The 26946-nt window shown below is 73.7% G+C and carries 13 protein-coding genes; 5 read left to right on the top strand and 8 right to left on the bottom strand.

All coding sequences use genetic code 11. From position 1 onward, the window contains the following. Positions 1-8 precede the first annotated feature (8 nt). From MYMAC_RS36120 to MYMAC_RS36100, 5 genes are all read left to right on the top strand, one after another. Complete coding sequence (locus MYMAC_RS36120; protein ID WP_239989230.1) at positions 9-5060, top strand: type I polyketide synthase; 5052 nt, start codon at positions 9-11, stop codon at positions 5058-5060. 63 nt (positions 5061-5123) lie between these two features. Next, complete coding sequence (locus MYMAC_RS36115; RefSeq protein ID WP_157770503.1) at positions 5124-8606, top strand: bifunctional LLM class flavin-dependent oxidoreductase/SDR family oxidoreductase; 3483 nt, start codon at positions 5124-5126, stop codon at positions 8604-8606. Continuing rightward, on the top strand, positions 8603-11986 hold the full coding sequence (locus MYMAC_RS36110) for a non-ribosomal peptide synthetase (RefSeq protein ID WP_095961372.1): 3384 nt from the start codon (positions 8603-8605) through the stop codon (positions 11984-11986). The genes MYMAC_RS36115 and MYMAC_RS36110 overlap by 4 nt, the downstream gene beginning before the upstream one ends. Then, complete coding sequence (locus tag MYMAC_RS36105) at positions 11983-17346, top strand: MupA/Atu3671 family FMN-dependent luciferase-like monooxygenase (RefSeq protein ID WP_050989140.1); 5364 nt, start codon at positions 11983-11985, stop codon at positions 17344-17346. The genes MYMAC_RS36110 and MYMAC_RS36105 overlap by 4 nt, the downstream gene beginning before the upstream one ends. After that, positions 17343-18155 carry a class I SAM-dependent methyltransferase gene (locus MYMAC_RS36100; RefSeq protein ID WP_013936917.1) on the top strand — a complete coding sequence of 271 codons (813 nt, stop codon included), beginning with the start codon at positions 17343-17345 and terminating at the stop codon, positions 18153-18155. The genes MYMAC_RS36105 and MYMAC_RS36100 overlap by 4 nt, the downstream gene beginning before the upstream one ends. 217 nt (positions 18156-18372) lie before the next feature. On the opposite strand, the gene epsU is transcribed toward MYMAC_RS36100, so the two are convergent. The 8 genes from epsU to epsZ all read right to left on the bottom strand — a co-directional run bounded on the left by epsU (position 18373) and on the right by epsZ (position 26827). After that, positions 18373-19626 (bottom strand): exopolysaccharide biosynthesis GT2 family glycosyltransferase EpsU, encoded by a 1254-nt coding sequence (epsU, locus tag MYMAC_RS36095; protein WP_095961371.1) that lies wholly within the window; start codon positions 19624-19626, stop codon positions 18373-18375. A gap of 15 nt (positions 19627-19641) precedes the next feature. Beyond that, entirely contained in the window at positions 19642-21168 is a 1527-nt protein-coding gene (gene epsV / locus MYMAC_RS36090) for a PCP family exopolysaccharide biosynthesis protein EpsV (RefSeq protein ID WP_095961370.1), read from the bottom strand. After that, entirely contained in the window at positions 21165-21569 is a 405-nt protein-coding gene (gene epsW, locus MYMAC_RS36085) for an exopolysaccharide biosynthesis response regulator EpsW (RefSeq protein WP_095961369.1), read from the bottom strand. Before epsW ends, epsV begins: the two co-directional genes overlap by 4 nt. Before the next feature lie 26 nt (positions 21570-21595). Then, entirely contained in the window at positions 21596-21772 is a 177-nt protein-coding gene (locus MYMAC_RS37335; protein ID WP_013936921.1) for a hypothetical protein, read from the bottom strand. Between the two features lie 11 nt (positions 21773-21783). After that, positions 21784-23034: an exopolysaccharide export protein EpsX gene (epsX, locus tag MYMAC_RS36080; RefSeq protein WP_095961368.1), complete on the bottom strand. Its 1251-nt coding sequence runs from the start codon at positions 23032-23034 to the stop codon at positions 21784-21786. Positions 23035-23037: 3 nt separating this feature from the next. After that, entirely contained in the window at positions 23038-23676 is a 639-nt protein-coding gene (gene epsY / locus MYMAC_RS36075; RefSeq protein ID WP_204817277.1) for an exopolysaccharide export protein EpsY, read from the bottom strand. A 17-nt stretch (positions 23677-23693) separates the two neighbouring features. Beyond that, a complete protein-coding gene (gene wzx, locus MYMAC_RS36070) occupies positions 23694-25229 on the bottom strand; it encodes an exopolysaccharide biosynthesis flippase (RefSeq protein WP_095961367.1) in 1536 nt (511 codons plus the stop codon). A 113-nt stretch (positions 25230-25342) separates the two neighbouring features. Next, entirely contained in the window at positions 25343-26827 is a 1485-nt protein-coding gene (epsZ, locus tag MYMAC_RS36065) for an exopolysaccharide biosynthesis polyisoprenyl-phosphate hexose-1-phosphate transferase EpsZ (RefSeq protein WP_095961366.1), read from the bottom strand. Between the last annotated feature and the right edge of the window lie 119 nt (positions 26828-26946).

Here is a 26946-nt window from a genome sequence, read left to right as displayed (position 1 = left end):
GACGGCACGTGCCGACGCTCGTCGCGCTGCTGTCTGCCCGCGCGGCGCGCCAGGGCGCGGACACCGCCTATACCTTCCTGGAGAACGGCGAGCAGGAGTCCGGTCTGCTGACCTACGCCGCGCTGGACCTCCGGGCCCGGGCCGTCGCCCAGCGCCTGCGCGAGGCGGGCGGGGAGGGGCAGCGCGCGCTGCTGCTCTACCCGGCGGGGCTGGACTTCCTGGCGGCCTTCATGGGCTGCCTGTACGCGGGCGTGGTGGCGGTGCCGGCCTACCCGCCGCGGGCGACGCGGCACCTGGCCCGGCTGCTGTCCGTGGTGGAGGACGCCCAGGCGACGGTGGTGCTGACCACCACCGCGCTGCTGCCCAACCTCACCCGGGACTCGGCCACGCTGCCCCGGATGAAGGCGCTGCGCTGGGTGACCACGGACGACGTGGACCTTCGTCCGGCCGCCACCTGGACGCCCCCCGCGTCGCTGTCACCCGGCGCGCTGGCCTTCCTCCAGTACACGTCCGGCTCCACCGGCGCCCCCAAGGGGGTGATGGTCAGCCACGCCAACCTCCTGCACAACCTGGAGATGCTGCGGCGGGGCTTTGGCCATGACGCGCGGACGCGGCTGGTGAGCTGGCTGCCGCTGTTCCACGACATGGGCCTCATCGCCGTGGCCCTGGAGGCGCTGTACCTGGGCCGCCCCTGCGTGCTGATGCCGCCGGTGGCCTTCCTCCAGTCGCCCATCCGCTGGTTGAGGGCGGTGTCGAAGTACCAGGGCACGTGCAGCGGCGCGCCCGACTTCGCCTATGACTTGTGCGTGGAGAAGACGGCGCCGGAGCAGCGCGCGGGGCTGGACCTGTCCTCGTGGCGGGTGGCCTTCAACGGGGCGGAGCCGGTGCGCGCGGCCACCCTGGAGCGCTTCGCCCGCACGTTCGCGCCCCTGGGCTTCCGCCGTGACGCCTTCTATCCGTGCTACGGCATGGCCGAGTCCACGGTGATGATCTCCGGCGGGCTCGCCGACGCGGCCCCGGTGGTGCGCCACGTCTCCGCGCGCGCCCTGGACTCGCACCGCGTGGTGGACGCCCCGGAGGGGGCCGCGGACGCCCGGGCCGTCATCGGCTGCGGCCGGGCGTGGATGGACGAGCGCATCGTCATCGTGGACCCCGAGACGGGCGTGGCGTGCGGGCCGGAGCAGGTGGGGGAAATCTGGGTGGCCAGCCCCAGCGTGGCCGGGGGCTACCTCAACCGGCCGGAGGAGACGGCGGCGACCTTCGGCGCGCGGCTGGCGGGGTCCGGCGAGGGGCCCTTCCTGCGCACCGGGGACCTGGGCTTCCTGCGGGACGGGGAGCTGTTCGTCACCGGCCGCCTCAAGGACGTCATCATCGTCCGGGGGCGCAACCACTACCCGCAGGACCTGGAGCTCACGTCCCAGGAGAGCCACCCCGTCCTGCGGCGCGGCGGCGCGGCGGCCTTCTCCGTGGAGGTCTCTGGCGAGGAGCGGCTGGTGGTGGTGCAGGAGGTGGAGCGCGTCCACGTGCGCAAGCTGGACACCCCCGCGGTGACGGCCGCCATCCGCGAGGCCATCCTGGCGCACCACGACCTGCGGCCGCACGCCGTCGTGCTGGTGAAGCCCGCCTCCATCCCCAAGACGTCCAGCGGGAAGATTCAGCGCCGGGGCTCGCGCGCGGCCTTCCTCGCGGGGGCGCTGGACGTGGTGGGCGAGTGGCGCGAGCCCCCGGCGCCCCCGCCTGTCGTCGCGGCCGGCCCGGCCTCGGGGGAGGTGCGGGCCTGGCTGGTGGCGCGGGTCGCGGAGCGGCTGCGCGTGGCGCCCTCCGCCGTCGACACCCGGGCGCCGCTGTCCCAACTGGGCCTGGACTCGGCGTCCGCGGTGGGGCTGTCGGGGGACCTGCAGACGTGGCTCGGCCGGCCGGTGTCACCCACGCTCGTCTATGACTTCCCGACGCTGGAGGCCCTGGCGGCGCACCTCACCGGGGGCGCGGCGGCGCCCGCGCCGAGCGCCACCGAGCGGCCCTCGGACACGGAGCCCATCGCAATCATCGGCCTGGGCTGCCGGCTGCCGGGCGCGGAGGACAGCGCTTCCTTCTGGCGGCTCTTGCACGACGGCGTGGACGCCATCACCGAGACGCCCCCGGCGCGCTGGGACGTGGAGCGCCTGTTCCACCCGGCGCCGCCGCCTCCCGGCCGGATGAGCACGCGGTGGGGGGGATACCTGCGGCAGGTGGATGGCTTCGACGCGGACTTCTTCGGCGTCGCGCCCCGCGAGGCCCGGGGCATGGACCCCCAGCAGCGCCTGCTGCTGGAGGTGGCCTGGGAGGCCCTGGAGGACGCGGGGTTGGCGCCGGACCGCCTGGCGGGCAGTGACACGGGCGTCTTCGTGGGCGTCAGCAGCGGCGACTACGCGCGGCTGCAGGCCCAGGCGCCCGGCGCGCTGGACGCCTACGCGGGCACCGGCATCGCGTTCAGCATCGCGGCCAACCGCCTGTCCTATGTGCTGGACCTCCGGGGGCCCAGCCTGGCGGTGGACACCGCGTGCTCCTCGTCGCTCGTGGCGGTGCACCAGGCGGTGCAGAGCCTGCGGCGGGGCGAGTGCGGCATGGCGCTGGCCGCGGGCGTCAACCTGCTGCTGGCGCCGGACATGACGGTGGCCTTCTCCCAGGCGCGGATGATGGCGGCGGACGGGCGCTGCAAGACGTTTGACGCCGCCGCTGACGGCTATGTGCGCGGCGAGGGCTGCGGCGTGGTGGTGCTCAAGCGCCTGCGGGACGCGCAGCGGGACGGGGACCGGGTGCTGGCGGTGGTGCGGGGCTCGGCCATCAACCAGGACGGCCGCAGCAACGGGCTGACCGCCCCCAACGGGCAGGCGCAGCAGGCCGTCCTGCGCGCGGCGCTGGCGGACGCGGGCGTGTCCGCCGACGCGGTCGACTACGTGGAGGCGCACGGCACCGGGACGCCGCTGGGCGACCCCATCGAGGTGGACGCCCTCAAGGCCGTGCTGCTCCAGGGCCGGCCCCTGGAGCGGCCCCTGTGGGTGGGCTCGGTGAAGACGAACATCGGCCACCTGGAGTCGGCCGCCGGCATCGCCGGACTCATCAAGGTCGCGCTGTCACTCCAGCACGAGGCCATCCCCGCGCACCTGCACCTGCGCGAGCTCAACCCCTACATCCGCCTGGAGGGTGTCCCCCTGGCCATCCCCACCGCGCGGCGGGCCTGGACGGGCCCCGCGCGCCGGGCGGGCGTGAGCTCGTTTGGCTTCGGCGGGACCAACGCGCACGCCATCCTGGAGTCGGCGCCGGAGCGCCCCGCGCCCGCGGCGCCCGCGCGGGACGCCCCTTGCGTGCTCACGCTGTCCGCGCGCGACGAGAAGGCCCTGGCCGAGCTCGCCGGGGCGTGGGCGGACCCCGCTGCCTGGCCTCCGGGGCTGTCGCTGGCGGACGCCTGCCACACCGCCGCGAACGGCCGGGCCCACTTCGCTCACCGGCTGGCCCTGGTGGCCACCACCCCCGAGGAGGCCCAGGCGTCCCTGCAGGCGTTCTCCCGCGGCGAGGCGGACGCCGACGTCATCCGGGGGACGGCGCCCGCCGGTCAGCGGCCGTCCGTGGGCTTCCTCTTCACCGGGCAGGGCTCGCAGTTCGTGGGCATGGGGAGGGGCCTCTACGCCGCCGAGCCGGTGTTCCGGGCCACCCTGGAGGACTGCGACGCGCTGCTGCGCCCGCTCCTGGAGCGGCCCCTGCTGTCGGTGCTGTACCCCGAGGACGGCGCCGCGTCCCCCCTGGATGACACGGCGTACGCGCAGCCGGCGCTGTTCTCGCTGGGCGTGGCGCTGGCGCGCACGTGGCGCGCCTGGGGCGTGGAGCCCGCCGCGGTGCTGGGCCACAGCGTGGGCGAGTACGTGGCCGCGTGCGTGGCCGGCGTCTTCAGCCTGGAGGACGGGCTGCGGCTCATCGCGGAGCGGGGCCGGCTGATGCAGGCGCTGCCGCGCGACGGGGAGATGGTGTCCGTCCTGGCGCCCGTGGCGCAGGTCATGGAGGCCGTGGCGCCCCATGCGCGCGACGTGTCCCTCGCGGCGGACAACGGGCCTCGCGGCGTGGTCATCTCCGGGCGCACGGAGGCCGTGCGCGCGGTGGCGGCCACGCTGGCGGCGCGGGGCGTGGAGGCGCGCCCGCTGAAGGTCTCTCACGCGTTCCACTCCCCCCTGATGGAGCCCATGCTGGACGCCTTCGAGGCCGCCGCGTCCCGGGTGACGTTCCACGCGCCGACGGTGCCCGTGCTCTCCAACCTCACGGGCGAGGTGGCGGGGCCGGAGCTGCTGACGCCCGCCTACTGGCGCCGCCACGTGCGCGAGGCGGTGCGCTTCGCGGACGGGGTGCGCGCCTTGCGGCGGCTGGGGTGCGACGCCTTCGTGGAGGTGGGGCCCACGTCCACGCTCACCGGCCTGGGCCGGGCGTGCCTGCCCCCGGATGATTCGGCGCAGTGGCTGCCGAGCCTGCGCGCGCGGGAGCCGGACCTCCCGCGGATGCTGTCCAGCGTCGCGGCGCTGCACGCGCTGGGCGCGCCGGTGCGCTGGGACGTGCTGGCGCCGGGCCGCCGCGTGTCCATGCCCACCTATCGCTTCCAGCGCGAGCGCCACTGGCTGGAGCTGCCCCCGGCGCAGGCGTCCGTGGGGGAGGGGCCCGCGCACCCGTTGCTGGGGCACCGGCTGCCCGCGGTGGCCGCCCGCGCCGAGGGGCAGGTGTGGCAGCGGGAGCTGGCGCGCGAGCAGCTCACGTTCATCGCGGACCACCGCATCCAGGGCACGGTGGTGGTGCCGGGCGTGGTGTACGTGGAGTGGGCGCTCGCGGCGGCGGGCCAGCTGCTGGGCCAGCGCCCCGGCGGCGTCAGCGACGTGGAGTACCGCAAGATGCTCGCGGTCCCCGAGTCCGGTCGCCGCACGGTGCAGGTGAGCGTGGCGCCCTCCGGGGAGCAGGACGCGCTCACGTTCCACGTCCACAGCCGGGCGGGTGGCCAGGAGCCCTGGGTGCTCCACGCCACGGGGAAGGTCCTTCCGAGCTAGCGCGCGGCGCGCCTGTCGCGCCCGCCACCCCATTCGGGCCCTCGCGGCCCAGGAGGCAGCACCGTGCGGTTCTCCTTGATGTTCTTCGCCAGCGACGAGAGCGCGCTGTCGGGCCGAAAGTACGAGCTGGTCATCGAGAGCGCGCGCTTCGCCGACCGCCACGGCTTCCAGGGTGTCTGGGTGCCGGAGCGGCACTTCTCCGCGCTCGGCAGCCTCTATCCCAACCCCGCCGTGCTGCACGCCGCGCTGGCGCGCGAGACGAAGCACCTGCGCCTCAACGCGGGCAGCGTGGTGCTCCCGCTCCACCACCCCCTGCGGGTGGCCGAGGAGTGGGCCATGGTGGACAACCTCTCCGGTGGGCGGGTGGGCGTGTCGTTCGCGACCGGCTGGAACCCGGACGACTTCGCGCTCGCGCCGGAGCGGTACGCCGAGCGCTCGCGCACCTTGTTCGAGCAGGTGGACGTGGTGCGCCGGCTGTGGCGGGGCGAGCCCCTGGCCGTGCGCAACGGCACCGGCGAGCCGTCCTCGGTGCGGGTCTACCCCACGCCCGTCCAGCGCGAGCTGCCGGTGTGGATAACGGCCGCCAGCAATCCGGCCACCTTCGCGCGGGCGGGCGAGCTGGGCTTCAACCTGCTCACCCACCTGCTGGACCAGGGCGTGGAGCGGCTGGCCGAGCAGGTCGCCGCGTACCGGCAAGCCCGCGCCCGCGCGGGGCACGACCCGGACGGCGGCACGGTCACCCTGATGCTGCACACCTTCGTCGGGGGGGATGCCCAGCAGGTGCGGGACCTGGCGCGCGAGCCCTACTGCGCGTTCCTCAAGTCCAACCTGGGGCAGCTCAAGGGGCTGGCCCAGAGCCGCATGCGTGACGTGGACCTGAACACCCTGTCGGAGCGGGAGAAGGACGACTTCGTCCACTTCCTCTACGAGCGCTTCGCCACGTCCCGCGCGTTCATCGGCACGCCGGACTCCTGCATGGACCTGGCGGTCCAGCTGCGCGACCTGGGCGTGGACGAGCTGGCGTCGCTGCTGGACTTCGGCCCTCCCGTGGAGGCCATCCTCCAGAACCTGCCCCACCTGGACACGCTGCGCGCCCGGGTGGCGGAGCTGGGGCCGCGTGACGCCGCGCCGCGTGGCCGGCCCGCCGCCGCGCCCCCGGCGCCGGAGCCCGCGCCCCGGCAGGACGCCGTGGCGGAGCTCCAGGCCCGCCTGCCCCGCGTGATGGAGGGCGCGGACTTCTACGCGGAGGTGGCCGCGTCCGGGGCGGAGTACGGCCCCACCATGCGCAGCCTGGAGCGCGTGTGGCGCGGGGAAGGGGAGGCGCTGGGGCGGCTCCGGATGCCGCCGGCCGTGGAGGGGGAGCGCGACGCCTACGCCTTCCATCCGGTGCTGCTGGACAGCAGCCTGCTCATCCTCGGCGCGCTGGCGCCAGAGCGCCAGGGCGGGCGGCTGGTGGCGCTCCCCACGGGCATGCGGCGGCTGCGCATCCACGCGCCGCCCACCGGCGAGCTCTACAGCCACGTGGTGCGCACCAGCCCCCCCACCGGCTCCGTGCTGGAGGGCGATGTGCGCATCCTGGACGCGTCCGGCGAGCTGCTCGCCGAGGTGTCCGGGCTGCGCATCCAGTTGATGGAGCAGGCGGAGCGGCCCACGTCGGACCCGGTGGACGCGCTCACCTATGCCCTGGACTGGCGGCCACGGACCGCGCCCGCCCCGGACGCCGCCGCCGGGCCCGGGACGTGGTGGGTGCTGATGGACGGCCGGGGCGTGGGCAAGGCGCTGGCGACGCGGCTGGAGGCCCGGGGCGACACGGTGGTGCGCATCACCGCCGGCGCCACCTTCCAGTCGCTGGGGCCTCGCGACTATCAGGTGGCGCCCGGGGACGCGGCGCAGCTCCGGCGGCTCGTGGAGGCGCTGCTGGTCGCGGGAGGGCCGGTGCCGCGCGGGCTGGTCCACCTGTGGAGCCTGGACGGGGTCGACCCCGCCCAGACGACGGTGGAGACGCTGGAGGCGGAGCAGACCCCGGGGGCCCTCACGGTGCTGGGCCTGGTGCAGGCGCTGGTGGGCAGTGGCGCGGTGCGTCCGCCGCGCCTGTGGCTGGTGACGCGCGGCTGTCAGCCTCCGGCGGGGGCCTCCGGCGCGCTGGCCTCGGCCACGCTGTGGGGCCTGGGGCGCGTGGTGTCCGCCGAGCACCCCGAGGTGTGGGGCGGCCTCGTGGACCTGGAGCCGGACGCGCCGGGCGACGCCAGCGCCGCCGCGCTCTGTGGCGTGCTGCTGGCGCCCGGCGGGGAGGACCAGTTCGTGCTGCGCGGCGAGGCGCAGGCCGTGGCCCGGCTGGCGCGGCGGCGGGGGCTGCCCTCCGGAGGGCCGGCGACGCGGCTGCGCGCGGACGCCGGCTACCTGCTGACGGGCGGCCTGGGCGACCTCGGCCTGGGGATGGCGCGGTGGATGGTGGAGCGGGGCGCGCGGCACCTGGTGCTGATGGGGCGCTCGCCGCTGCCGCCCCGAGAGGACTGGGCCTATGTGGCGCCGGGCTCGCGCGCCGCGCGGCAGGTGGCCGCCATCCGCGAGCTGGAGGCCCTGGGCGCGCGCGTGTATCCGGCCGCAGTGGACGTGGCGGACCGTGACGCGGTGGCCACCTTCCTCCGGGGCTATCACGCGGAGGGCGGCCCGGCGCTCCGGGGCGTCCTCCATTCGGCCGGCGTCATCCAGCCCGCGACGCTGATGAACCTGGGGGCGGACGCCCTCCACGCGGTGCTCAGGCCGAAGGTGGCCGGCGCGTGGGTGCTGCACGCGCTGCTGGAGGACACGCCGCTGGACTTCTTCGTCCTCATCTCCGCGGTGCCGGGGCTGGTGGGCTGGATTGGCTCCGGCGCGAGCAACTACGCGGCGGCCAACACCTTCCTGGACGCGCTGGCGCACCACCGCCGCGCGCGCGGCCTGCCGGCGCTCAGCGTGGACTACGGGCCCTGGAGCGAGGTGGGCCTCGCGGTGCGCGAGGGCGGCCTGCCCATGCTGGAGCGTCAGGGCATTGGCAGCATGTCCCCCCCGCAGGGGCTCGCCGCGCTGGACCGGGCGCTGACCCAGCCGGACGCGCAGCTGGCGGTGGCGTCGCTGGACTGGCCGCGCTTCTTCCGCGCCTTCGCGCACGCGCGGACGACGCCGCTGCTGGCGGAGCAGGTGAAGGAAGCGGGGGAGGGCGCGGAGCCCGCGCGCTCCCCGGAGGCCGGGGCGCTCCAGGCGGCGCTGAGCGAGGCGCAGCCGGGCGCGCGGTCGGAGCTGGTGCGGGAATACCTGCGGACGCAGGTGGCCCGGGTGCTGGCGCGCTCCAGCGCGCGGCTGGATGTGAACGCATCGCTGATGTCGCTGGGGCTCGACTCCCTGATGTCCATTGATTTGCGCAACCGAATCGAGTCCGACCTGGGCGTCGTGATTCCCATGGTGAACCTGCTGCGCGGCCCCAGCATCGCGCAGCTCGTCGACGACGTGCTGCCGGCCCTGACGCTGGCCGGGGCCGAGACGGAGATGGAGGAGGTGACGCTGTGAGCACGCACGCCCTGTTGACCGAGCTGTCGCGCCTGGGCATCACCCTCCGCGCGGACGGAGAGCACCTGCGCATCACCGCCCCCAAGGGGGCGCTGACGCCCGAGCTGCGGGAGCGGCTGTCCGCGGCCAAGCCCGCGCTGCTCACGCACCTGAGGGACGAGGCCGCCCTGGTCACGTTGACGCGGGTGCCCCGTGAGGGGGCGCTGCCGACCTCGTCCGCCCAGCGCGGCCTGTGGCTGGTGGACCGGCTGGAGGGGGGCTCCGCCAGCTACAACCTGTGCGCCGCCGTCCGCCTGGAGGGGCCGCTCCGCGTGGACGTGCTGGAGCGGGCGCTGGGGCACATCCTCCAGCGCCACGAGGCGCTGCGCACCTGCTTCCCGGCGGTGGACGGGGCCCCGGTGCAGCGCGTGCTGCCGGCCTGGCCGGTGGCGCTCCCGGTGGAGGCCGTGCGCGACGTGGAGCGGGAGGCGGAGCACTTCGCCCGCCAGCCCTTCGCCCTGGAGGTGGGGCCGCTCTTCCGCGCCCGGCTGGTCCGCTCGCCGGACGGCGCGCACCACCTGTGGCTGGCCATGCACCACATCATCTCCGACGCGTGGTCCATGGGGCTGCTCCTGCGCGAGCTGAGCGCGCTCTATGAGGCCTTCGCCGCGGGCCGGCCCTCGCCGCTGCCGGAGCTGGCGGTGCAGTACGTGGACTTCGCCGGCTGGCAGCGGCGCTACCTGACGTCGGCCCTGGGGGCCGCGCAGCTCGACTACTGGCGCGAGCAGCTGGAGGGCCTGCCGCCCAGGCTGGAGCTGCCCACGGACCGGCCGCGCCCGAGCGTGCAGACGAACCGGGGCGCGACGCTGCGCTTCGAGCTGGATTCGGTGCTGACGCGGGGCCTCAAGCAGGTGGCGCAGGAGGCGGGCGCCACGCTGTACATGGCGCTGCTGGCCGCCTGGAGCGTGGTGCTGGGCCGCTACAGCCGGCAGGACGACGTGGCGGTGGGCTCGCCCGTGGCCAACCGCAAGCACCGGGAGACCGAGGCGCTCATCGGCTTCTTCGTCAACACGCTGGTGCTGCGCGCGAAGCTGGAGGGCGACCCCTCCTTCCTGGAGCTGCTGGGCCGGGTGCGGCAGGTGACGCTGGAGGCGCTGGCCCACCAGGACGTGCCGTTCGACGCGGTCGTGGAGGCCCTCCAGCCGGAGCGAGACCTCAGCCACACGCCGCTGTTCCAGGCCATGTTCGTCATGCACAACGCGCCCTCCGGCCCCATGAAGCTGGGCGACGTGACGGCCACGCCCGCGGCGCTGGAGACGGGCACCGCGAAGTTCGACCTGACGCTCACGTTGGAGGAGCGCGACACGCGGCTCGTGGGCGCGCTGGAGTACAACACCGACCTGTTCGACGCCGCCACCGGCGAGCGCATGGTGGAGAGCCTGCGCGCGCTGCTCCTGGGCGCGGTGGAGGCGCCGTCCCGCCCGGTGGGGCGGCTGCCGCTGCTGGGCGCCGCGCAGCGCGAGCGGGCGGCCCTCGGCTGGAGCACCCCCCGCCTGCCCTACGACGCGGAGCGCTGCATCCACCACCTCTTCGAGGCCCAGGCCCGGCAGACGCCGGACGCGGTGGCGGTGGTGCACGGCGCGCGGACGGTGACGTACCGCGAGCTGGAGGTGGGGGCGAACCGGCTGGCGCACCACCTGCGCGCGCTGGGCGTGGGCCCGGAGGTGCTGGTGGGCTTCTGCGTGGAGCGCTCGCCGGAGCAGTTGCTGGGGCTGCTGGCCATCCTCAAGGCGGGCGGCGCGTACCTCGCGCTGGACCCCATGTCGCCGCGCGAGCGCAACGCCTTCATGCTGCAGGACGCCCGGGCGCGGGTGCTGCTCACCCAGCGCCCCCTGCTGGCGCTGCTCCCCGAGTCCCCCGCCACGACCGTGTGCCTGGACGCGCTGTCCGAGGCGGAGCTGGGCGCGCGCCCCGGCACCCCTCCGCCCGTCGCGGCGGGCCCGGAGTCCCTGGCCTATGTGCTCTACACGTCCGGCTCCACCGGCCGGCCCAAGGGCATCGCCATGCGGCACGGCCCGCTGGCCAACCTCATCGCGTGGCAGCTGCGCGTCTGCACCGTGGGCCCGGGCCACCGCACCCTCCAGTTCGCGCCGTGGAACTTCGACATCTGCGTGCAGGAGTCCTTCTCCACCTGGGCCACGGGCGGCGCGGTGGTGGTGGTGCCGGACGAGGTGCGCAAGGACGCGGTGGCGCTGCTGGACTTCCTCCAGGCGCACGACGTGCAGCGGCTGCACGTGCCCTTCGTCGTCCTCCAGGGGCTCGCGGAGGCGGCCCAGGCGCTCGGGCGCGTGCCGTCCTCGCTGCGCGAGGTCTACGCCGCCGGCGAGGCCCTGCAGGTGACGCCCGCCGTGGAGCACTTCTTCCGAGCCCTGCCAGGGTGCGTCCTCTACAACAACTACGGCCCCTCCGAGGCGCACGTCATCACGTCGCACGCGCTGGCGGGGGACCCGGGGGGCTGGCCCCGCCTGCCGCCGGTGGGCCAGGCGCTGCCCAACACCCGCATCTACCTGTTGGACAGGCTGGGCCAGCCGGTGCCGGTGGGGGTGGGCGGCGAGGTGTACGTGGGCGGGGACTGCCTGGCGCGCGGCTACCTCCACCGGCCGGACCTGACGGCGGAGCGCTTCGTGCCGGACCCCTTCAGCACGACGCCGGGCGCGCGGCTGTACCGCACCGGCGACCTGGCGCGCGCCCTCCGCGATGGCACCCTGGAGTACCTGGGGCGGGTGGACTTCCAGGTGAAGGTGCGCGGCTTCCGGGTGGAGCTGGGTGAGGTGGAGGCCATGCTCTGCCAACACCCCCACGTGCGCGAGGCGCTGGCGATGGTCCGCGAGGACCGGCCCGGGGACCGGCGGCTGGTGGCCTACGTGGCGCCGCGCCCCGGCGCCACGCTGGAGGTGCCGGCCCTGCGCGCGTTCCTCAAGGAGCGCCTGCCGGACTACATGGTGCCCTCCGCGCTGGTGCTCATGGACGCGCTGCCGCAGACGAACGCGGGCAAGGTGGAGCGCTCGCGGCTGCCGGTGCCCACGGGGGAGGCCGAGGCCCTCTACGTGGCGCCCCGCACGCCGGAGGAGGCGGCGGTGGCGGCCGTGTGGGCGGAGGTCCTGGGCGTGGCCCAGGTGGGCGTCCACGACCACTTCTTCGAGCGCGGCGGGCACTCGCTGCTCGCCACCCGCGCCACCTTCCGGGTGGGCGAGGCGCTGGGCGTGACGCTGCCGCTGCGCAGCCTCTTCGAGGAGCCGACGGTGGAGGGGCTGGCGCGCCGGGTGACGGCGCTGAAGTGGGCCGCGCAGGCGGCGGTCGTGATGGAGTCGGGTGAGGACCGGGAGCAGGGGGAGCTGTGAGACACGTCGAGGCGTTGCTGGCGGAGCTGAAGGGGCGGGATGTCCGGGTCTGGGTGGAGGAGGGGCGCCTGCGCTACAGCGCGCCCCGAGATGCCCTGTCTCCGCAGTTGCTGGAGCGCCTGCGGGAGCAGAAGGCCGCGCTGATGCAGTACCTCCAGCAGGCCCGGAGCGCGGCGCGCGCGGCGCTGCCGCCCCTGTCCCCCGCGCCCCGCGGAGGCCCGCTGCCCCTGTCCTTCCCGCAGCAGCGGCTGTGGTTCCTCAGCCGGTTCCAGCAGGACGGCGGCGCCAGCTACAACATGCCTGGCGCCCTGCGGCTGGAGGGGGGGCTGGACGTGGCCGCGCTGTCGTCCGCGCTGGCCGCGCTGGTGGCGCGGCACGAGAGCCTGCGCACCTGCTTCCCGGAGGTGGACGGCGCGCCGGTCCAGGTCATCCTGTCCGAGGGGGCGCTGCCCCTGGAGCACGTGGACCTGCGCGCCTTGCCGGAGCCGGAGCGCACCCAGCGCCTGGGCGAGCGGGCCCGAAGCGAGGCGACGCACCGCTTCGACCTGACGCGCGGTCCGCTGGCGCGCGCGGTGCTCGTGCGGCTGACGGAGCGCGGCCAGGTGCTGCTGCTCACCCTGCACCACGTCATCGCGGACGCCTGGTCGCTGGGCATCCTCTTCCAGGAGGTGGCGGAGCTGTACGCCGCCCACCTGGGCCGGCGCGCGCCCCGGCTCCCGGCCCTGCCCATCCAGTACGCGGACTTCGCCGTCTGGCAGCGCGAGCGGCTGGTGAAGGTGCTGGACGCGGGCCGCGAGGCCTGGACGCGGCGCCTCACCGGCGCGCCGGTGCTCCTGGAGCTGCCCACAGACAGGCCCCGGCCCGCCGTGCAGACGTTCCGGGGCGCCACGGTGCCGCTCGCGCTGGAGCCGGCGGTGGCCCGGGGCGTGCGCGCGCTCGCCGAGCGCCACGGCGCCACGCCCTTCATGGTGCTGCTGGCGGGCTTCCAGGCGCTGCTGGCGCGCTACAGCGGCCAGGAGGACATCGTCGTCGGCTCGCCGGTGGCCAACCGGCCGCTGCGCGAGACGGAGGGGCTCATTGGCTTCTTCGTGAACATGCTGGCCCTGCGCACGCGCGTGCGAGCCGAGGACACCTTCGGCGCGCTGGTGGCGCGGGTGAAGGACGTGGCGCTGGAGGCCTACGCGAACCAGGACGTCCCGTTCGAGCAGCTGGTGGAGGTGCTCCAGCCCGAGCGCAACCTGAGCCACCCGCCGCTCTTCCAGGTGATGTTCATGCTCCAGAACGCGCCCGCGGGCCGGCTGGAGCTGCCCGGCCTGGACGTCACGCTGGAGGACTTCCAGAGCGTGTCGGCGAAGCTGGATTTGACGCTGTCGCTCACCGAGGTCGGCGAGGGCTTCGAGGGTTGGCTCGAGTACAACCTGGACCTCTACGATGAGGCCACGGTGCGGCGCATGGCCGGCCACCTGAACACGCTGCTGGCGGCGGCGGTGGCGGACCCGGATATCCCGGTGGGGCGCCTGCCGTGGCTCACCGCCGGGGAGCGGGCGTGGCTGACGGCGCGCAACGCCACCGACGTGGAGGTGCCGGGGGACCGGCGCGTCCACCGCCAGTTCGAGGCCCAGGTGGCGCGCACGCCCGAGGCGGTGGCGCTGGTGTTCCGCGAGGCGCACCTCACGTACCGCGCGCTGGAGGCGCGGGCGAACCAGCTGGCGCACCACCTGCGGGCGCTGGGGGCGGGGCCGGGCGCGCTGGTGGGCCTGTGCGTGGAGCGGTCGCTGGAGATGGTGGTGGGGATGCTGGGCATCCTCAAGTCGGGGGCGGCCTATCTGCCGCTGGACCCCAAGCTGCCCGCCGACCGGCTGGCGCTCATCGTGGAGGACGCGGGGGCCGCGCTGCTCGTCACGCGCGAGTCCTTGAAGGGCACGCTGCCCGACACGGCGGCGCGCCGCGTCTGCCTGGACACGGACGCCGCCACGCTGGCCGCCTGTCCGGACGCGGTCCTCCCCGGGGGCGCGGCGGCCGGGGACCGGGCCTATGTCATCTATACCTCCGGCTCCACCGGGCGCCCCAAGGGCGTGGAGCTGGAGCACCGCCACGTCACGAACTTCTTCCAGGGCATGGACGGGGTGCTGGGGACGGAGCCCGGGACGTGGCTGGCCGTCACCACGCCGTCCTTCGACATCTCCGTGCTGGAGTTGCTGTGGACGCTGGCGCGCGGCTACCGCGTCGTCGTGCAGGATGACGCCGCCGGCATCCTCCCGGTGGCCCACGGCGCGGGGGCGCCGCGGCGGCCGGTGGACTTCAGCCTGCTGTACTTCGCCAGCGCGGGGGGCGCCGCGGGGGCTCCGGGCAAGTACCGGCTCCTGCTGGAGGGCGCGAAGTTCGCGGACACCCACGGCTTCACCGCCATCTGGACGCCGGAGCGCCACTTCCATGACTTCGGTGACCTGTACCCCAACCCCTCGGTGACGGGCGCGGCGGTGGCGGCGGTGACGCGCCGGGTGCGCATCCGCGCGGGCAGCGTGGTGCTGCCCCTGCATGACCCGCTGCGCGTGGCGGAGGAGTGGTCCGTGGTGGACAACCTCTCCGATGGCCGCGTGGACGTGTCCTTCGCGTCCGGGTGGCAGGCCCAGGACTTCGTGCTCGCGCCGGAGCGGTATGCCCGGCGCAAGGCGCTGATGCTCGAAGGGCTGGAGGAGGTGCGGCGGCTGTGGCGCGGCGGCTCGGTGCGCCGCGTGGACGGCACGGGGCAGGCGCGCGAGGTGTGGACGCGGCCCAGGCCCGTGCAGCCGGAGCTGCCGGTGTGGCTCACCGCCGCCGGCAGCGAGGAGACCTTCCGCATGGCCGGCGAGGTGGGGGCCCACGTGCTGACGCACCTGCTGGGCCAGGACGTGGCGCAGCTCGAGGCGAAGGTGGCCGCCTTCCACGCGGCGTGGCGTCAGGCGGGGCATGCGGGCGTCGGCCGGGTGACGCTGATGGTGCACACCTTCGTGGGCACGGACGCGGACGCGGTGCGCGAGACGGTGCGCGGCCCCTTCCGCGAGTACCTGCGCAGCTCGCTGGACCTGCTGGCGCAGCTGGCGCGCAGCCTGGGCATGGACCTGTCGAAGGGCGGCATCGCGCCGGAGGACCTGGAGTTCCTGCTGGACCACGGCTTCGAGCGCTTCTACGAGACGAGCGGCCTGTTCGGCACCGTGGAGGCGTGCATCGAGCGGGTGGCGCGGCTCCAGGCGGTGGGCGTCGACGAGGTGGCCTGCCTCGTGGACTTCGGCGTGGACGCGGACACCGTGCTGGCGAGCCTCCCGCTGCTGGAAGAGGTGCGGGCGCGCTGCCAGCCCGGCGCGGCGGACGCGGCGGACTTCTCCGTCCCCGCGCAGGTGCGCCGGCACGGGGTGACGCACCTGCAGTGCACGCCGTCCCTGGCGCGGCTGCTGGCGGACGACGCCCGGGGGCTGGACGCGCTGCGCTCCCTGCGCACGCTGCTGCTGGGCGGCGAGGAGCTGCCGGCGGCGCTGCTGGAGCGGCTGGGGGAGGGCACGCCGCGCCAGGTGCTCAACATGTACGGCCCCACGGAGACGACGGTGTGGTCCACCACGGCGGTGGCCGCCGCGCGGGGGGGCCGGGTGTCCATTGGCGCGCCCATCGCCAACACGCAGGTCCACGTCGTGGACCGCCACCTGCAACCGGTGCCGGTGGGGGTGCCCGGGGAGCTGCTCATCGGCGGGGACGGCGTGGCCCGGGGCTACCTGGGGCGGCCGGAGCTCACCGCCGAGCGCTTCCTCGCGGACCCGTTCCACCCGGACGACAGCCGGCGCGTGTACCGCACGGGCGACCTCGCGCGCTGGCGCGCGGATGGCGCGCTGGAGTTCCTGGGCCGCGCCGACTTCCAGGTGAAGGTGCGGGGCTTCCGCATCGAGCTGGGGGAGATTGAAGCGGTGCTCGCGCGGCACCCGGCCGTGCGCCAGGGCGTCGTCGTGGTGCGCGCGGACGGCGGCGGCGACAGGCTGCTGGTGGGCTACGTGGTGCCGGAGGGCGAGGCGGCGGGCGCCCCGGAGCTGCGGCGCTTCCTGGCCCTGCACCTGCCCGACTACATGGTGCCGGGCCTCTTCGTGACGCTGCCGGAGCTGCCGCGCACGCCCAACGGCAAGGTGGACCGGCGCGCGCTGCCCGCGCCGGACTTCCAGGGGGACGCGGGCGGGGCGCGGGTGGCGCCGCGCACCACCGCGGAGATGCAGCTGGCCGCGCTGTGGGCGGAGCTGCTCAAGGTGCCGGACCCGGGCGTGCGCGACAGCTTCTTCTCCCTGGGGGGGCACTCCATCCTCGCGGTGCAGCTCATGGCGCACATCGAGCGGCTCTTCGGGCGGCGGCTGCCGCTGGCCACGCTGTTCCGCGCGCCCACCATCGAACAGCTCGCGCGGGAGCTGACGCGGGAGGGGGAGGCTTCCCGCTCCCTGCGGGTGGAGCTCCAGCGGGGGCGGGACGGCCTTCCGCCGGTGTTCTGCGTGCCCGGGGCGGGCGGCAACCTCATCTACTTCCACGCGCTGGTGCGCCACCTGGGCCCCGCGCGGACGGTGTATGGGCTCCAGCCCATCTACACGGAGGCGCTGGAGGAGGGGACGGTGGTGGAAGCCCTGGCCACGCGGTACCTGGCGGCCGTGCGCGAGGCGCAGCCGCATGGCCCCTACGCCTTCGTCGGGCACTCGTTCGGCGGCGTCATCGCGTTCGAGCTGGCCCGGAGGCTGCGCCAGGCGGGGGAGACGGTGGCCCTGCTGGGCATCCTCGACAGCGTGGCGCCGGTGCCGCGAAGCCAGCCCCTGGGCGCGGACTGGGACCAGGCCGAGTGGCTGCGCCTCATTGGCAGCCTGCTGCTGCGGCTGTACGGCAAGGACGTGGGCCTGTCGGTGGAGGCGCTGCGCGCGCTCACGCCCGAGGCCCAGGTGGACCTGCTGATGGCGCGGATGCAGGCGTGCGGCCTGCTGCCTCCGGAGGCGGACCGCACCCAGTTCCTGGGGTTCGTGCGCACCTTCCAGGCGGACCAGCAGAGCACCTACGTGCCCCCGGCGCCGTACCCGGGCCCGCTCACCTTCTTTCGCGCGGAGGTGCTGCACCCGGACAACCTCCCCGTGGAGGAGCTGCGCTGGACGCTGGACGCGCCCGCCCTGGGCTGGGAGCGCTTCACCACCGAGCCCGTGACGGTGCACGTCGTGCCCGGAGACCACCTGTCGATGATGACCGAGCCGCACGTCCAGGCGCTGGCGCGGGTGCTGGCGGGCTGCCTGGACGCCCCTTCTCCGGCGGAGCCGCCCCTCGCGGACCGCCCCTCGCCGCGCCACACGCTCAAGGAGTCACACGGAACATGAACGCCCATGTCGTCACGCCGCTCTTGCGCTGCATCTTCTGCCGCCGGGAGCAGTTCACCCAGCAGGACAGCGTCCTCCACTGCGAGGGCTGTGGCCGCCGCTTCCCGCGCAACACGGCGGGTTATACGGACCTGATGCAGACGGGCACCCAGCCCCGGACACCGCCCAACACGGTGGCCCAGCGGCTCATGGAGAGCGACGCGTTCGTCGGCGTGTACGAGCACCTGATGCGTCCCTTCTTCGTGCGCATCTTCGCCGGGCCGGGCGCGCGCGTGCCCACCCCGGTGGAGGAGTACGCCGTCTACGAGCGCTGGCTCGACGTGCCGGCGCGGGGCGGCCCCTGGCTGGACCTGTCCTGCGGCGCCGGCTTCTACACCCAGAGCCTCGCACGCAGCGCCGGCAACCAGCTGGTGGTGGGCCTGGACCTGTCGGAGGCGATGCTGGAGAAGGCCGCCCGGCAGGTGGCCGGCACGGGCAACACGGTGCTGCTGCGGGGCAACGTGTATGAGCTCCCCCTGCGCGACGGGGTCTTCGCCGGCGTGCTCAACGCGGGCTCGCTGCACCTGTACCCGGACCCGGACCTCGCGTACCGGGAAATCTTCCGGCTGCTCAAGCCGGGCGGCACCTACGTGGCCAGCACCTTCGCGGAGTCGCCCCGCCCGCTGGGCCGGCTGGGGGTGCGCGCCACTGGCATCCGGCGCACGGACCTGCCGGGCCTGCCCCAGGCGCTCGCCCGCGCGGGCTTCGTGGACTACGAGGAGCAGCGCTACGGTGACGCCTTCATCCTCAAGGTCCGCCGCCCCGAGTAGCCGGGGGCACTGAAGTCCAGAGCCGGCGCCGCGCATGTGTCATGGCATGCGGGGTGCCGCCTGGGGGCCCGTGGGGGGCCGAGCGCCGAGGCTCGATAAGGCGAGGGGAGAAGGTCCTCGTCGTGCGCATCGTCCCGGATGACGGGGGCCTCTTCTGCCGTGGCGGCCGCATCCATGGACATGGCGGCCTCGCTCGGGTTCCGTGCACGGCCCCCGCTTACCGGTGCTCCCCCTCACGCGTCGTGCGCACCCACTCGCCGCGCTTCTCCGCGCCGGGGCCGCGCAGCATCAGCCACACCTTCCACACCACGTAGACGGGCGCCCAGGCCAAATCCAGCAGCCCCCGGAGGCCCACGCCGGACACCCACCAGCCGCGCAGGACGTACGCCCCCAGGCTCGCCACGCTGAAGCCCGCCACGCCCAGGGCCCACGGCACGGGCTCACCGGAGACCCCGGCGACCGCCCCGGCCAGCACCGCGCAGCCCACCGCGGCCAGCACCAACTGGCTCAGCGGTGGCACCAGCACGTCCATGGCCAAATCGAGCAGCGTGCCGTCCTTCTTCCGGAGGCCCTCCCTCAAGAGCGGCCACCCGTGCAGCTTGCGCATCTGCGCGCGCCCACCCTCCCAGCGCTGGCGCTGCGAGCGGCTCTGCTTCTCCCCGGACACCATCTCCCCCAGCACCTCCGCCTCCCAGACGTAGTGCACGCGGAAGCCGTGCTGGGCCAGGCGGATGCCGTACTCCAGGTCCTCCACCACGCTGAAGGCGTCATGCGGCACCTGGGCCAGCGCGTGGTGCGTGAAGCACATGCCGTTGCCTCGCAGGCCGCACGACACGCCCAGCGTCTCCCGGCCCTGCGAGCGCACCTTGTGGAACATGCCCAGCGCAATGGTCATCAGCCGCGTGCGCCAGGACGCCGTGGGGTTCATCACCCCGTAGTGCGCCTGCATGGCGTGCGCATGTCCAGCCGGGCTCTTGCGCCCCTCCACCTCCGGCGCCTCGATGCGCTCGGCGAACGCCCGCAGCAGGTTGGGCGACACCACGGTGTCCGCGTCCACCACCACCACCGCCCCGGCGAAGCCGTCCTGCTGGCTGAACGCGAAGGCGTGCGCCAGCGCGTAGCCCTTGCCCCGCTTCTCCGTGTCCTGCCGCTCCAGCACGAAGGCGCCCGCCTCGCGGGCCTTCTGCGCCGTCGCGTCGGAGCAGTTGTCCGCCACCACGATGATGCGCCGCCGGTCCACCGGGTAGTCCACCGCGGACAGGTTCGCCACCGTCCGGGCGATGCCCAGCTCCTCGTTGTGCGCGGGGATGATGATGTCGAAGGTCTGCTTCGGCTCGACGAGCGCCCGCGGCGGAGACGGCCGATAGGAGAGCAGCGTCAGGCTCAGCAGATAGCCACACGCCACCGCCACGGGAAGCTGCACCACGCACAGCGCCACGTCCAGCCACGTCCACGATGTCACGACATGCACCCCCGAGCGCGCCGTTCAGCGACGCTCCAGCTCCGCCAGCACGGGGAGCTTCAGAATCCGCTCGACCTGCCACTTCTCCAGGATGCGCCGGCGGATGATGTCCAGCGCCAGCGCCGCGAAGATGCCCAGACCGATGCCGCCCACCACGCCCGCGGCGACGATGAGCTTCACCTTCGGCTTGGACGGCCGCTCCGGGAAGGTGGGCGGCGACAGCACGCTGAAGCGGTGCTTCATGGACGCGCGCGAAATCTCCAGCTCCGTGCGCGCCTGGTCCAGCCGCCGCGTCTTCTCCTGGTGCCGCATCACCAACATGCGCACCGTGTCCGCCGCCACCGACACCTCCGGGTCATCCGACGCGGCCGGCCCGCCCAGCGTCGCGCCGCCCAGCGCGGCCGTCGCCAGGCCGGACTCCAGCTCGGCCGGGTCGCCGCCGTTGCGCACGTACTCGTTGATGAGCTCCGTCATCTCCGAGCGCAGCGCGATGAGCTGCGGCGAGTCCTCCTGGAGCGAGGAGATGCGCTGCTCCAGGTCGGTGATGATGGGGTGCTGCGGTGAATAGATGACGCGCTGCTCGGACAGCTGGTTGCGCAGCTCCGTCAGCCGCCGCGAGCGGAAGTCCTCCACGTCCCCGATGGCCCGGCGCTTCGTCTGAATCATGAAGCGCATCTGCGCCAGCAGGTGGTCGGTGTTGATGCCCAGCGCGGCGTTGGCCGCGGCCGCGGCGCCGCCCTTGCGCCCCTTCTTCGCCTCTTCCTTCTTCAGCCGCGCCTCCGCGCGCTTCACCGCCGCGTTGAGCTGGCCAATGGCCGTCTGGATGCCCGCGGCCTCCTCCACCACCTGCTTCTCCAGGATGGTGATGGCCTCCTGCACCGCGCCCATCTCCGCCGCCTGGCGCATGTCCAGGAAGTTCTGCTGCGCGGCCTTCACGATGTCGAGCGCGAGCTGCGGGTCGCTCCACTCCACGCCGATGGAGACCGTGCCCGTGCCGCCCTCCACGCCGACAATCATCGCCTGCTCCAGCATGGCGGTGAGCGCGTCGCGCTTGTCCTCGTCCGACATGGGCGCGGGCGGCTTGCGCAGCACCTTCTCCTTCAGCCGGCTCATGGGCGAGCGCTGGAGCTCCCAGTACTCCACCAGCTTCGCCTTCGCGACGATGGACTTGAGGTTGTCGTACTTCATCACCATCTCCCACGCGGCGCGCGTGGGCTGGTCCGCGTCCACGGGGATGGAGCGCCCCGGGTTGGCCAGCGAGGAGATGATGAAGTTGCGCTGCGTCAGCATCCGCGTCTCCACGCGGTACTTGCGCGGCATGATTTTGCTGACGCCCACCGCCATGGCGGACACCGCGCCCATCACCACCAGGGCGAGGAACCAGTGCCGCAGCACCGCGTTCTTCAAATAGAAGACCGCGTCGATGACGAAGCCCCAGTCGATGAGGTCCGCCGGCGCGTTCGTCTCCGGGCGCTCCGGAGTGAAGGCGGGCTGCGGCGGCGGCACCAGCTGGGGGCGCGGCCCGGGAGCCCCGGGCGCGGGGACCGTCACGGTGTCCTCCTGGCCCCGGTGCTCTTGAGCAGCGACCGCACCCGCCGGGTGAACTCCTCCTGGGTGAAGGGCTTGCCCAGGTAGCCGTTGGCGCCGGCCTCCTCGGCGTGCGCCTTGTCCTCCGGCAAGTCCCGCGCGCTCACCACCAGCACCGGCACGTCCGCCATGGCCGGCGTGCGGCGGATGTGCTCGCACAAGTCGTACCCGGAGATGTCCGGCAGCGTCAGGTCCAGACACACGAGGTCCGGACGGGCGGCCGTCTCCAGGTGCTTGAGCGCGGCGCGGCCGCTGGGCAGCTCCACCACCTCCTTGAAACCCATGTCCCGCAGGTAGTCGCCCAGCATCTTCCGGAAGAAGGGGGCGTCCTCCACCAGGAGGACCGTGCGCAGGTCGGACTCCATCCGTCGTCAACCTTTCTGAAACTCGCTCAGCCGAACCCGAGCCTTGGCACCCAGACCACGACGCCGTACGTGTATGCCGCGTTGAAGAGGACGAACCAGAGGATGGCCTTCTTCAGCCCCCGCACGGGGTGCGGATCCCTCGCCGCCTTCGCTGGCAGGGCGATGGTGAGGATGAGGACGGACATCAAGATGAGTTTCGCCATGTCGGCAGCCCTCAGAGGATACCAGTTTGCCGCACGGACAGGCCCAGCGTCGCCGCCCACGTCAGCCGGGCCGCCGGCAACTCGGGCGAGCGGCTCCAGGTGCCGCGGAGGTCGGTATCCACGGACACCCACCGTGTGAGAATCCAGGAACCCGTGAAGCCCCCGGAGAGGATGCTGTCCCCGCTGGAGCCCCCCACGGCCGCGGCGCCGCCGCCGATGGCGGACACCCGGACGCGGGGCCCCAGCGCCCACGTCCCCGTCAGCGTCAGGTCCGCCCGGGGGTAGACGCGCGCCGTCAGCCGGTCCGTGAAGGGGACGACGCGCAGGTCCGCCCGGCCGTTGAAGTCCGCCGTGCGCGAGGGAACCCGGTGGCTCACCCCCAGATTCAGGTTGGGGAGCAGCTCCGTCCGCGGGCCGTCCAGCGGGCCGGGCTCGGGCTCGCCCTCGGCGGGGGGCACGGGGATGGAGTTCACCACGCTCACACCCGCCCCGGCCTCCAGGGCGGTGCGCCGGTCCACCCGGTGCCCCCAGGCCTCGCGCAGCGTGACGATGGTGTTGTTGGCCCCGGTGGAGAAGCGCGCGAGGGTGAAGGCCACGGAGGTGGTGAGGGCGCTCAGCGGCGACAGCGCGTGGCTGACGGACACGTCCGCGCGCGGGCCGTACTGCAGCGGCACGGACTCGCGGGCGGGCCCGTCCAGGCCGCCGCTGATGGAGAAGCCGCCGGAGCCGGTGAGGTTCCACCGCCGCCCCAGCCAGCCGGTGTCCGCCGTCAGCGTGGTGGCCGAGGACAGGAAGTAGACGGTGTCCGCCTGGGGCAGCGGCTGCAGGGGGCCGCCGCCGCCGGGGGGACGCAGCGGCCCGTCCGGGTCCGTGCCCGGCGTGCCTCCGGGCAGCGAGCCCAGGTCCGTGGTGAGCAGGTTGACGCTGCCCAGCACCAGCTCCTCCGACAGGCGCAGGGACAGTCCGCGCTCGGGGCGCCACAGGCCGGCCAGGCGGCCCATGTGCTGGACTTCGGTGCGCGCGCGGGCGGTGACCTCCCGCAAGCTGATGCGCGGGGCGTACTCCACCTGGAGCGCGGCGTTGCCGTCGCGAAGCTCCAGGCCCAGCAGCGGGGTGATGTCGGTGTCGCCCGCGACGGAGGGGGCCTCGGGCGCGGGGTCCTCGTTGGAGCGCAGGCGCGAGTCCACGCGCGCGGCCGTGGCGTAGCTGACGGAGGCGGAGGACACCTCCAGCATCGCGACGGTGAGGACGGTGCCCAGCACGGGCTACTCCACCACCACCACGTCACCGGGGCGCAGGCGGAAGGCGGGCGCGCGTCCCTCGGCGTGGATGAGGTCGTCGTAGCGGAAGCGGATGCGCTCCAGCTCGGCGCCCTCCTCCTGGCGCATGACGAAGATGCGGTCCTTGTGGGCGTACTCGGTGAAGCCGCCCGCGCCGGCCAGGGCCTCCAGCACGCTGGCGCCCGGCTCGATTTCCAGCGGGCCGATGCGGTTGACCTCGCCCACCATGGTCACCTTGATGGGGCGCGCCATCTCCAGCGCCACCGTGACGACGGGGTGGTTGATGTAGTCCTTCAGCCGCGTCTGGATTTGCTGCGACAGCATGGCCGGCGTGTGGCCGGCGGCCTCCACGTCATCCAGGAAGAGCAGGCTGATGCGGCCGTCCTCGCGCACGCGGGCCTGCGTGGTGAGCGACTCCTGGTTCCACACGCGGATGTTGAGCAAGTCGCCCGCGGCGATGCGGTACGCCGCGTCCACCGGGGGCGGCTTCTCCTGGTAGTCATCCACCCACGTGTACTTGCCCAGGCCCCGGCAGGCGGGCGCCAGCAGCAGCAGCGCGGCGCAGGCGAACGAGCGCCAGGGACGGCGCGGGGCGGAGGCGGGCTGGCGGTGCGGGGACGGCATGGGGGACGGAGCTCTCCTCAGGGGGTGGGCGCGGCCTCGGGCGCGGGTTGTCCACGGCGGCGGGCGATGCGCACCACCTGGAGCACCTCGCCGGGGCGCACCGCGCCGGTGGCCAGCACCGCGACGATGTAGAGCACGGCTTCCACGGTGAGGCGCACCCACGGGTTCAAGGAGGCCAGCAGGGTCTGGTCCAACGCGACGATGGCCACGCAGATGGCGGCCGTCTTGGCAATCATGGACACCAGGCGCCCGTCGAAGGCCGCCTTGCCCATGCGCCCCAACAGGCTGATGGTGACGCAGATTTCCATGAGCAGCATGGACAGCGCCGTGCCCGCCGCGCCGCCGCCGTTGCCCAGGGCGTCGGACATCAGCGGAATCAGCAGCAGGTTGAGCAGGGGAATCAGCCCCACGCTGCCAATGACGCTGGTGATGGTCACCCACCACTCGCGGTTCGTCATGGTGAGCCACAGGCCGGCGTTCATCGTCACGAAGGCCAGGACGAAGAGCGGCGACATCAGCCGCAGCGGCATGGCGGACTCGGCGAACGCGCCGCCCATCAGCCCCACCCACAGCGGCGCGCCCAGGACGATGAGCATCATCATGGGCACGGTGACGGCCAGCGTGCCCTCCATGGCGCGGCGGGTGAGCCGCGTGAGCTCCGCCTCGGAGCGCTCGGCCGCGCGGGACGCCAGCGGCATCAGCACCCAGCCGAAGACGGGGTTGAGGAAGAAGGTCAGGCCCGCGATGTTCCACGCCGCGCCGTACCAGCCCACCTCTTCGTGGCTGGCCACCATGCCCAGCAGCATCACGTCCAGCCGGCCGTTGGCCGCCAGCGCCGCGCCGGTGATGAAGAAGGGCAGGCTGGCCTTGAGCACCTTCAGCGTGGCGGGCACGTCCACCTTGAAGGTGAGCCCCATGTGCGCGCGGGCCAGGTACCAGCCCACGCCCAGCTTCACCGCCTCCGACGCCACCAGCGGCACCGCCAGCCACGGCAGCGGCAGGCCCGCCACGGCGACGGCCAGCAGGCCTCCGCCCCACACCAGCTTGGTGACGATGTTGGAGACGGACAGCCCCGCCACCTTGCCCTTGGCGTGCAGCAGCGCGGCCACGGAGGCGTTGATGATGATGAGCGACTGGGCCAGGGCGAAGACGTAGACGAGCTGGCGCACCTCGGCCGGCTCGTCGAAGTGGGCCATCACCAGCGCCATGACGCCCATCAGCACCGCGGTGAGGCCCAGCCGCAAGAGCAGCGTGCTGCCGAAGAAGTCGCTGGCGTGCTCGGGCCGGCGCGACACCTCCTTGCGGATGTACATCTCCAGGCCCAGGTGGGTGGCGATGAAGAAGACGGCGGAGAAGCTGTCGGCGTAGTTGAAGCGCCCGAAGCTCTCCGGCCCCAGGTGGGCCGGCAGCAGGAAGCGCACGCCCATGGCGATGGCATACGTGGCCAGCAGCGAGCCCCCGAGCTGGAGCCCGTTGCGCACCGCGCCCATCGCCTCATGCGAGCGCTCGCGCTCGCCCGCGTCCTGCGAAATGGAATGGCTGGGACTGTTCACGGTGGGAGCGTGCGGCCCCGGCGCCGGCCAGGACTGCCCGGGTGCATAGAAAACGAGCGGGGGCGGCACGTCAATGCCGCCCCCGCAAAGGTTGGGTCGCCTGGTGGCCTGCTCTAGCTGGCGCCGCGGCCGGTGAGCACCACCGGCACCGTCTGGAGCAGCAGGCGCAGGTCGCTCGTCAGGCTCCAGTGGTCGATGTACTGCATGTCCAGGTACATCCACTCCTCGAAGGAAATCTGGTTCCGTCCCGACACCTGCCAGATGCAGGTGAGTCCGGGCCGCACCGACAGGCGGCGGCGCTGCCACGTCTCGTACTTGGCCACCTCGCCGGGCACCGGCGGGCGCGGCCCAACGATGCTCATCTCCCCGCGCAGCACGTTGATGAACTGGGGCAGCTCATCAATGGAGAACTTGCGGATGAAGCGGCCGATGCCGGTGATGCGCGGGTCGTGCTTCATCTTGAAGACGGGGCCCGTCTGCTCGTTGTGCGCGGCCAGCTTCTCCTTCAGCTCCTCGGCGTTCACCACCATGGAGCGGAACTTCAGCATGTAGAAGGGCTTGCCGTTCTGCCCCACGCGCAGCTGCTTGAAGAAGATGGGGCCCTTGGAGGTGAACTTCACCGCCAGCGCCACGATGCCCAGGAGCGGCAGCAGCGCCCACAGCGCCGCGGCGGACACGCAGATGTCGAACAGGCGCTTCATCGCCATCTGGTGCGGCTTGGGGCTCACCGCCGCGAAGTGCAGGAAGCCGTCGGCCACCGCGCGGCGCTCCACCGGGCGGGCGCGGTCCAGGCGGAAGCTGTGCGCGGGCAGCGCGAAGGGCACGCCGAAGCGCTCGGCCAGCTTGATGGCCGCCTGCATGGACTCGCCCTGCTTCAGCGTGTTGCCGGCGATGTACACCTCATCCACCGCGGTGTTGCGGAGGATGCCCTCCAGGTCGTCCACCGAACCCATGACGGGGCCGGGCAATTCGCCCACCGAGCCGTTGTCGTCGTGGAAGCGCACGTAGCCCAGAATCTGCCGGCGGCCACGGTTGGCCAGGTCCTCGCCGGTGTAGCGGCCCATGGCGCCCGTGCCCACGATGAGCACCGCGTCCATGGGGCGCTCCTGCGAGGCCACCGGACGGAAGACGAACAGGCGCAAGAGCAGCGTCACTGGCCAGAAGATGAACAGCAGCGGGCCCACCACCGGCGCCGTCACCACCGCCGGCGCCGCCACGCTGCCCAGCGCCAGCACCGTCACCACCGCCAGCGTCGTCACCGACACCAGCGCCACGTGGTCCAGCTTGCTGCGCTCGGCGAAGCGCGAGTCGTACAGGCACAGCGCGGTGCCCGTCACAATCCACACCACCCACGCCGCCAGCACCAGCCCCGACACCTTCCAACCGGCCTCCGCCGAAAGCTGCCCGCTCAGCCACGCCGAGCCCACGAGCACCACCGACAGCAGCACGAGGTCCACCGTGAGGTTCAGCTTCGCCGCGAACCCCGGAGCCAGCCTGGGCGGCCCCTGCACCTCTTCAATTGCGTGTCCCGGAGCGTTGGCCGACCCAGGAGCACCGACCACCGCCGCACTTGCCGTTGCGCCGCTCATCGTGTCCACCCCCCTCTGCTCACTTTCATGCAGTTGAAGCAGAGGTCGCCGTTGAGGCTAGAAATGTTTAAGTCGGAAGGAAACCAGTTTTGCCCGATATCGCGGCCTCGTGCAACCCCTGCCGCGTG

The organism is Corallococcus macrosporus DSM 14697 (genome assembly GCF_002305895.1).
In the GTDB taxonomy this organism is placed as follows: Bacteria; Myxococcota; Myxococcia; order Myxococcales; family Myxococcaceae; genus Myxococcus; species Myxococcus macrosporus.
The sequence above is the reverse complement of the archived record's forward strand: the minus strand, read 5'-3'. Positions and strand labels throughout refer to the sequence as shown.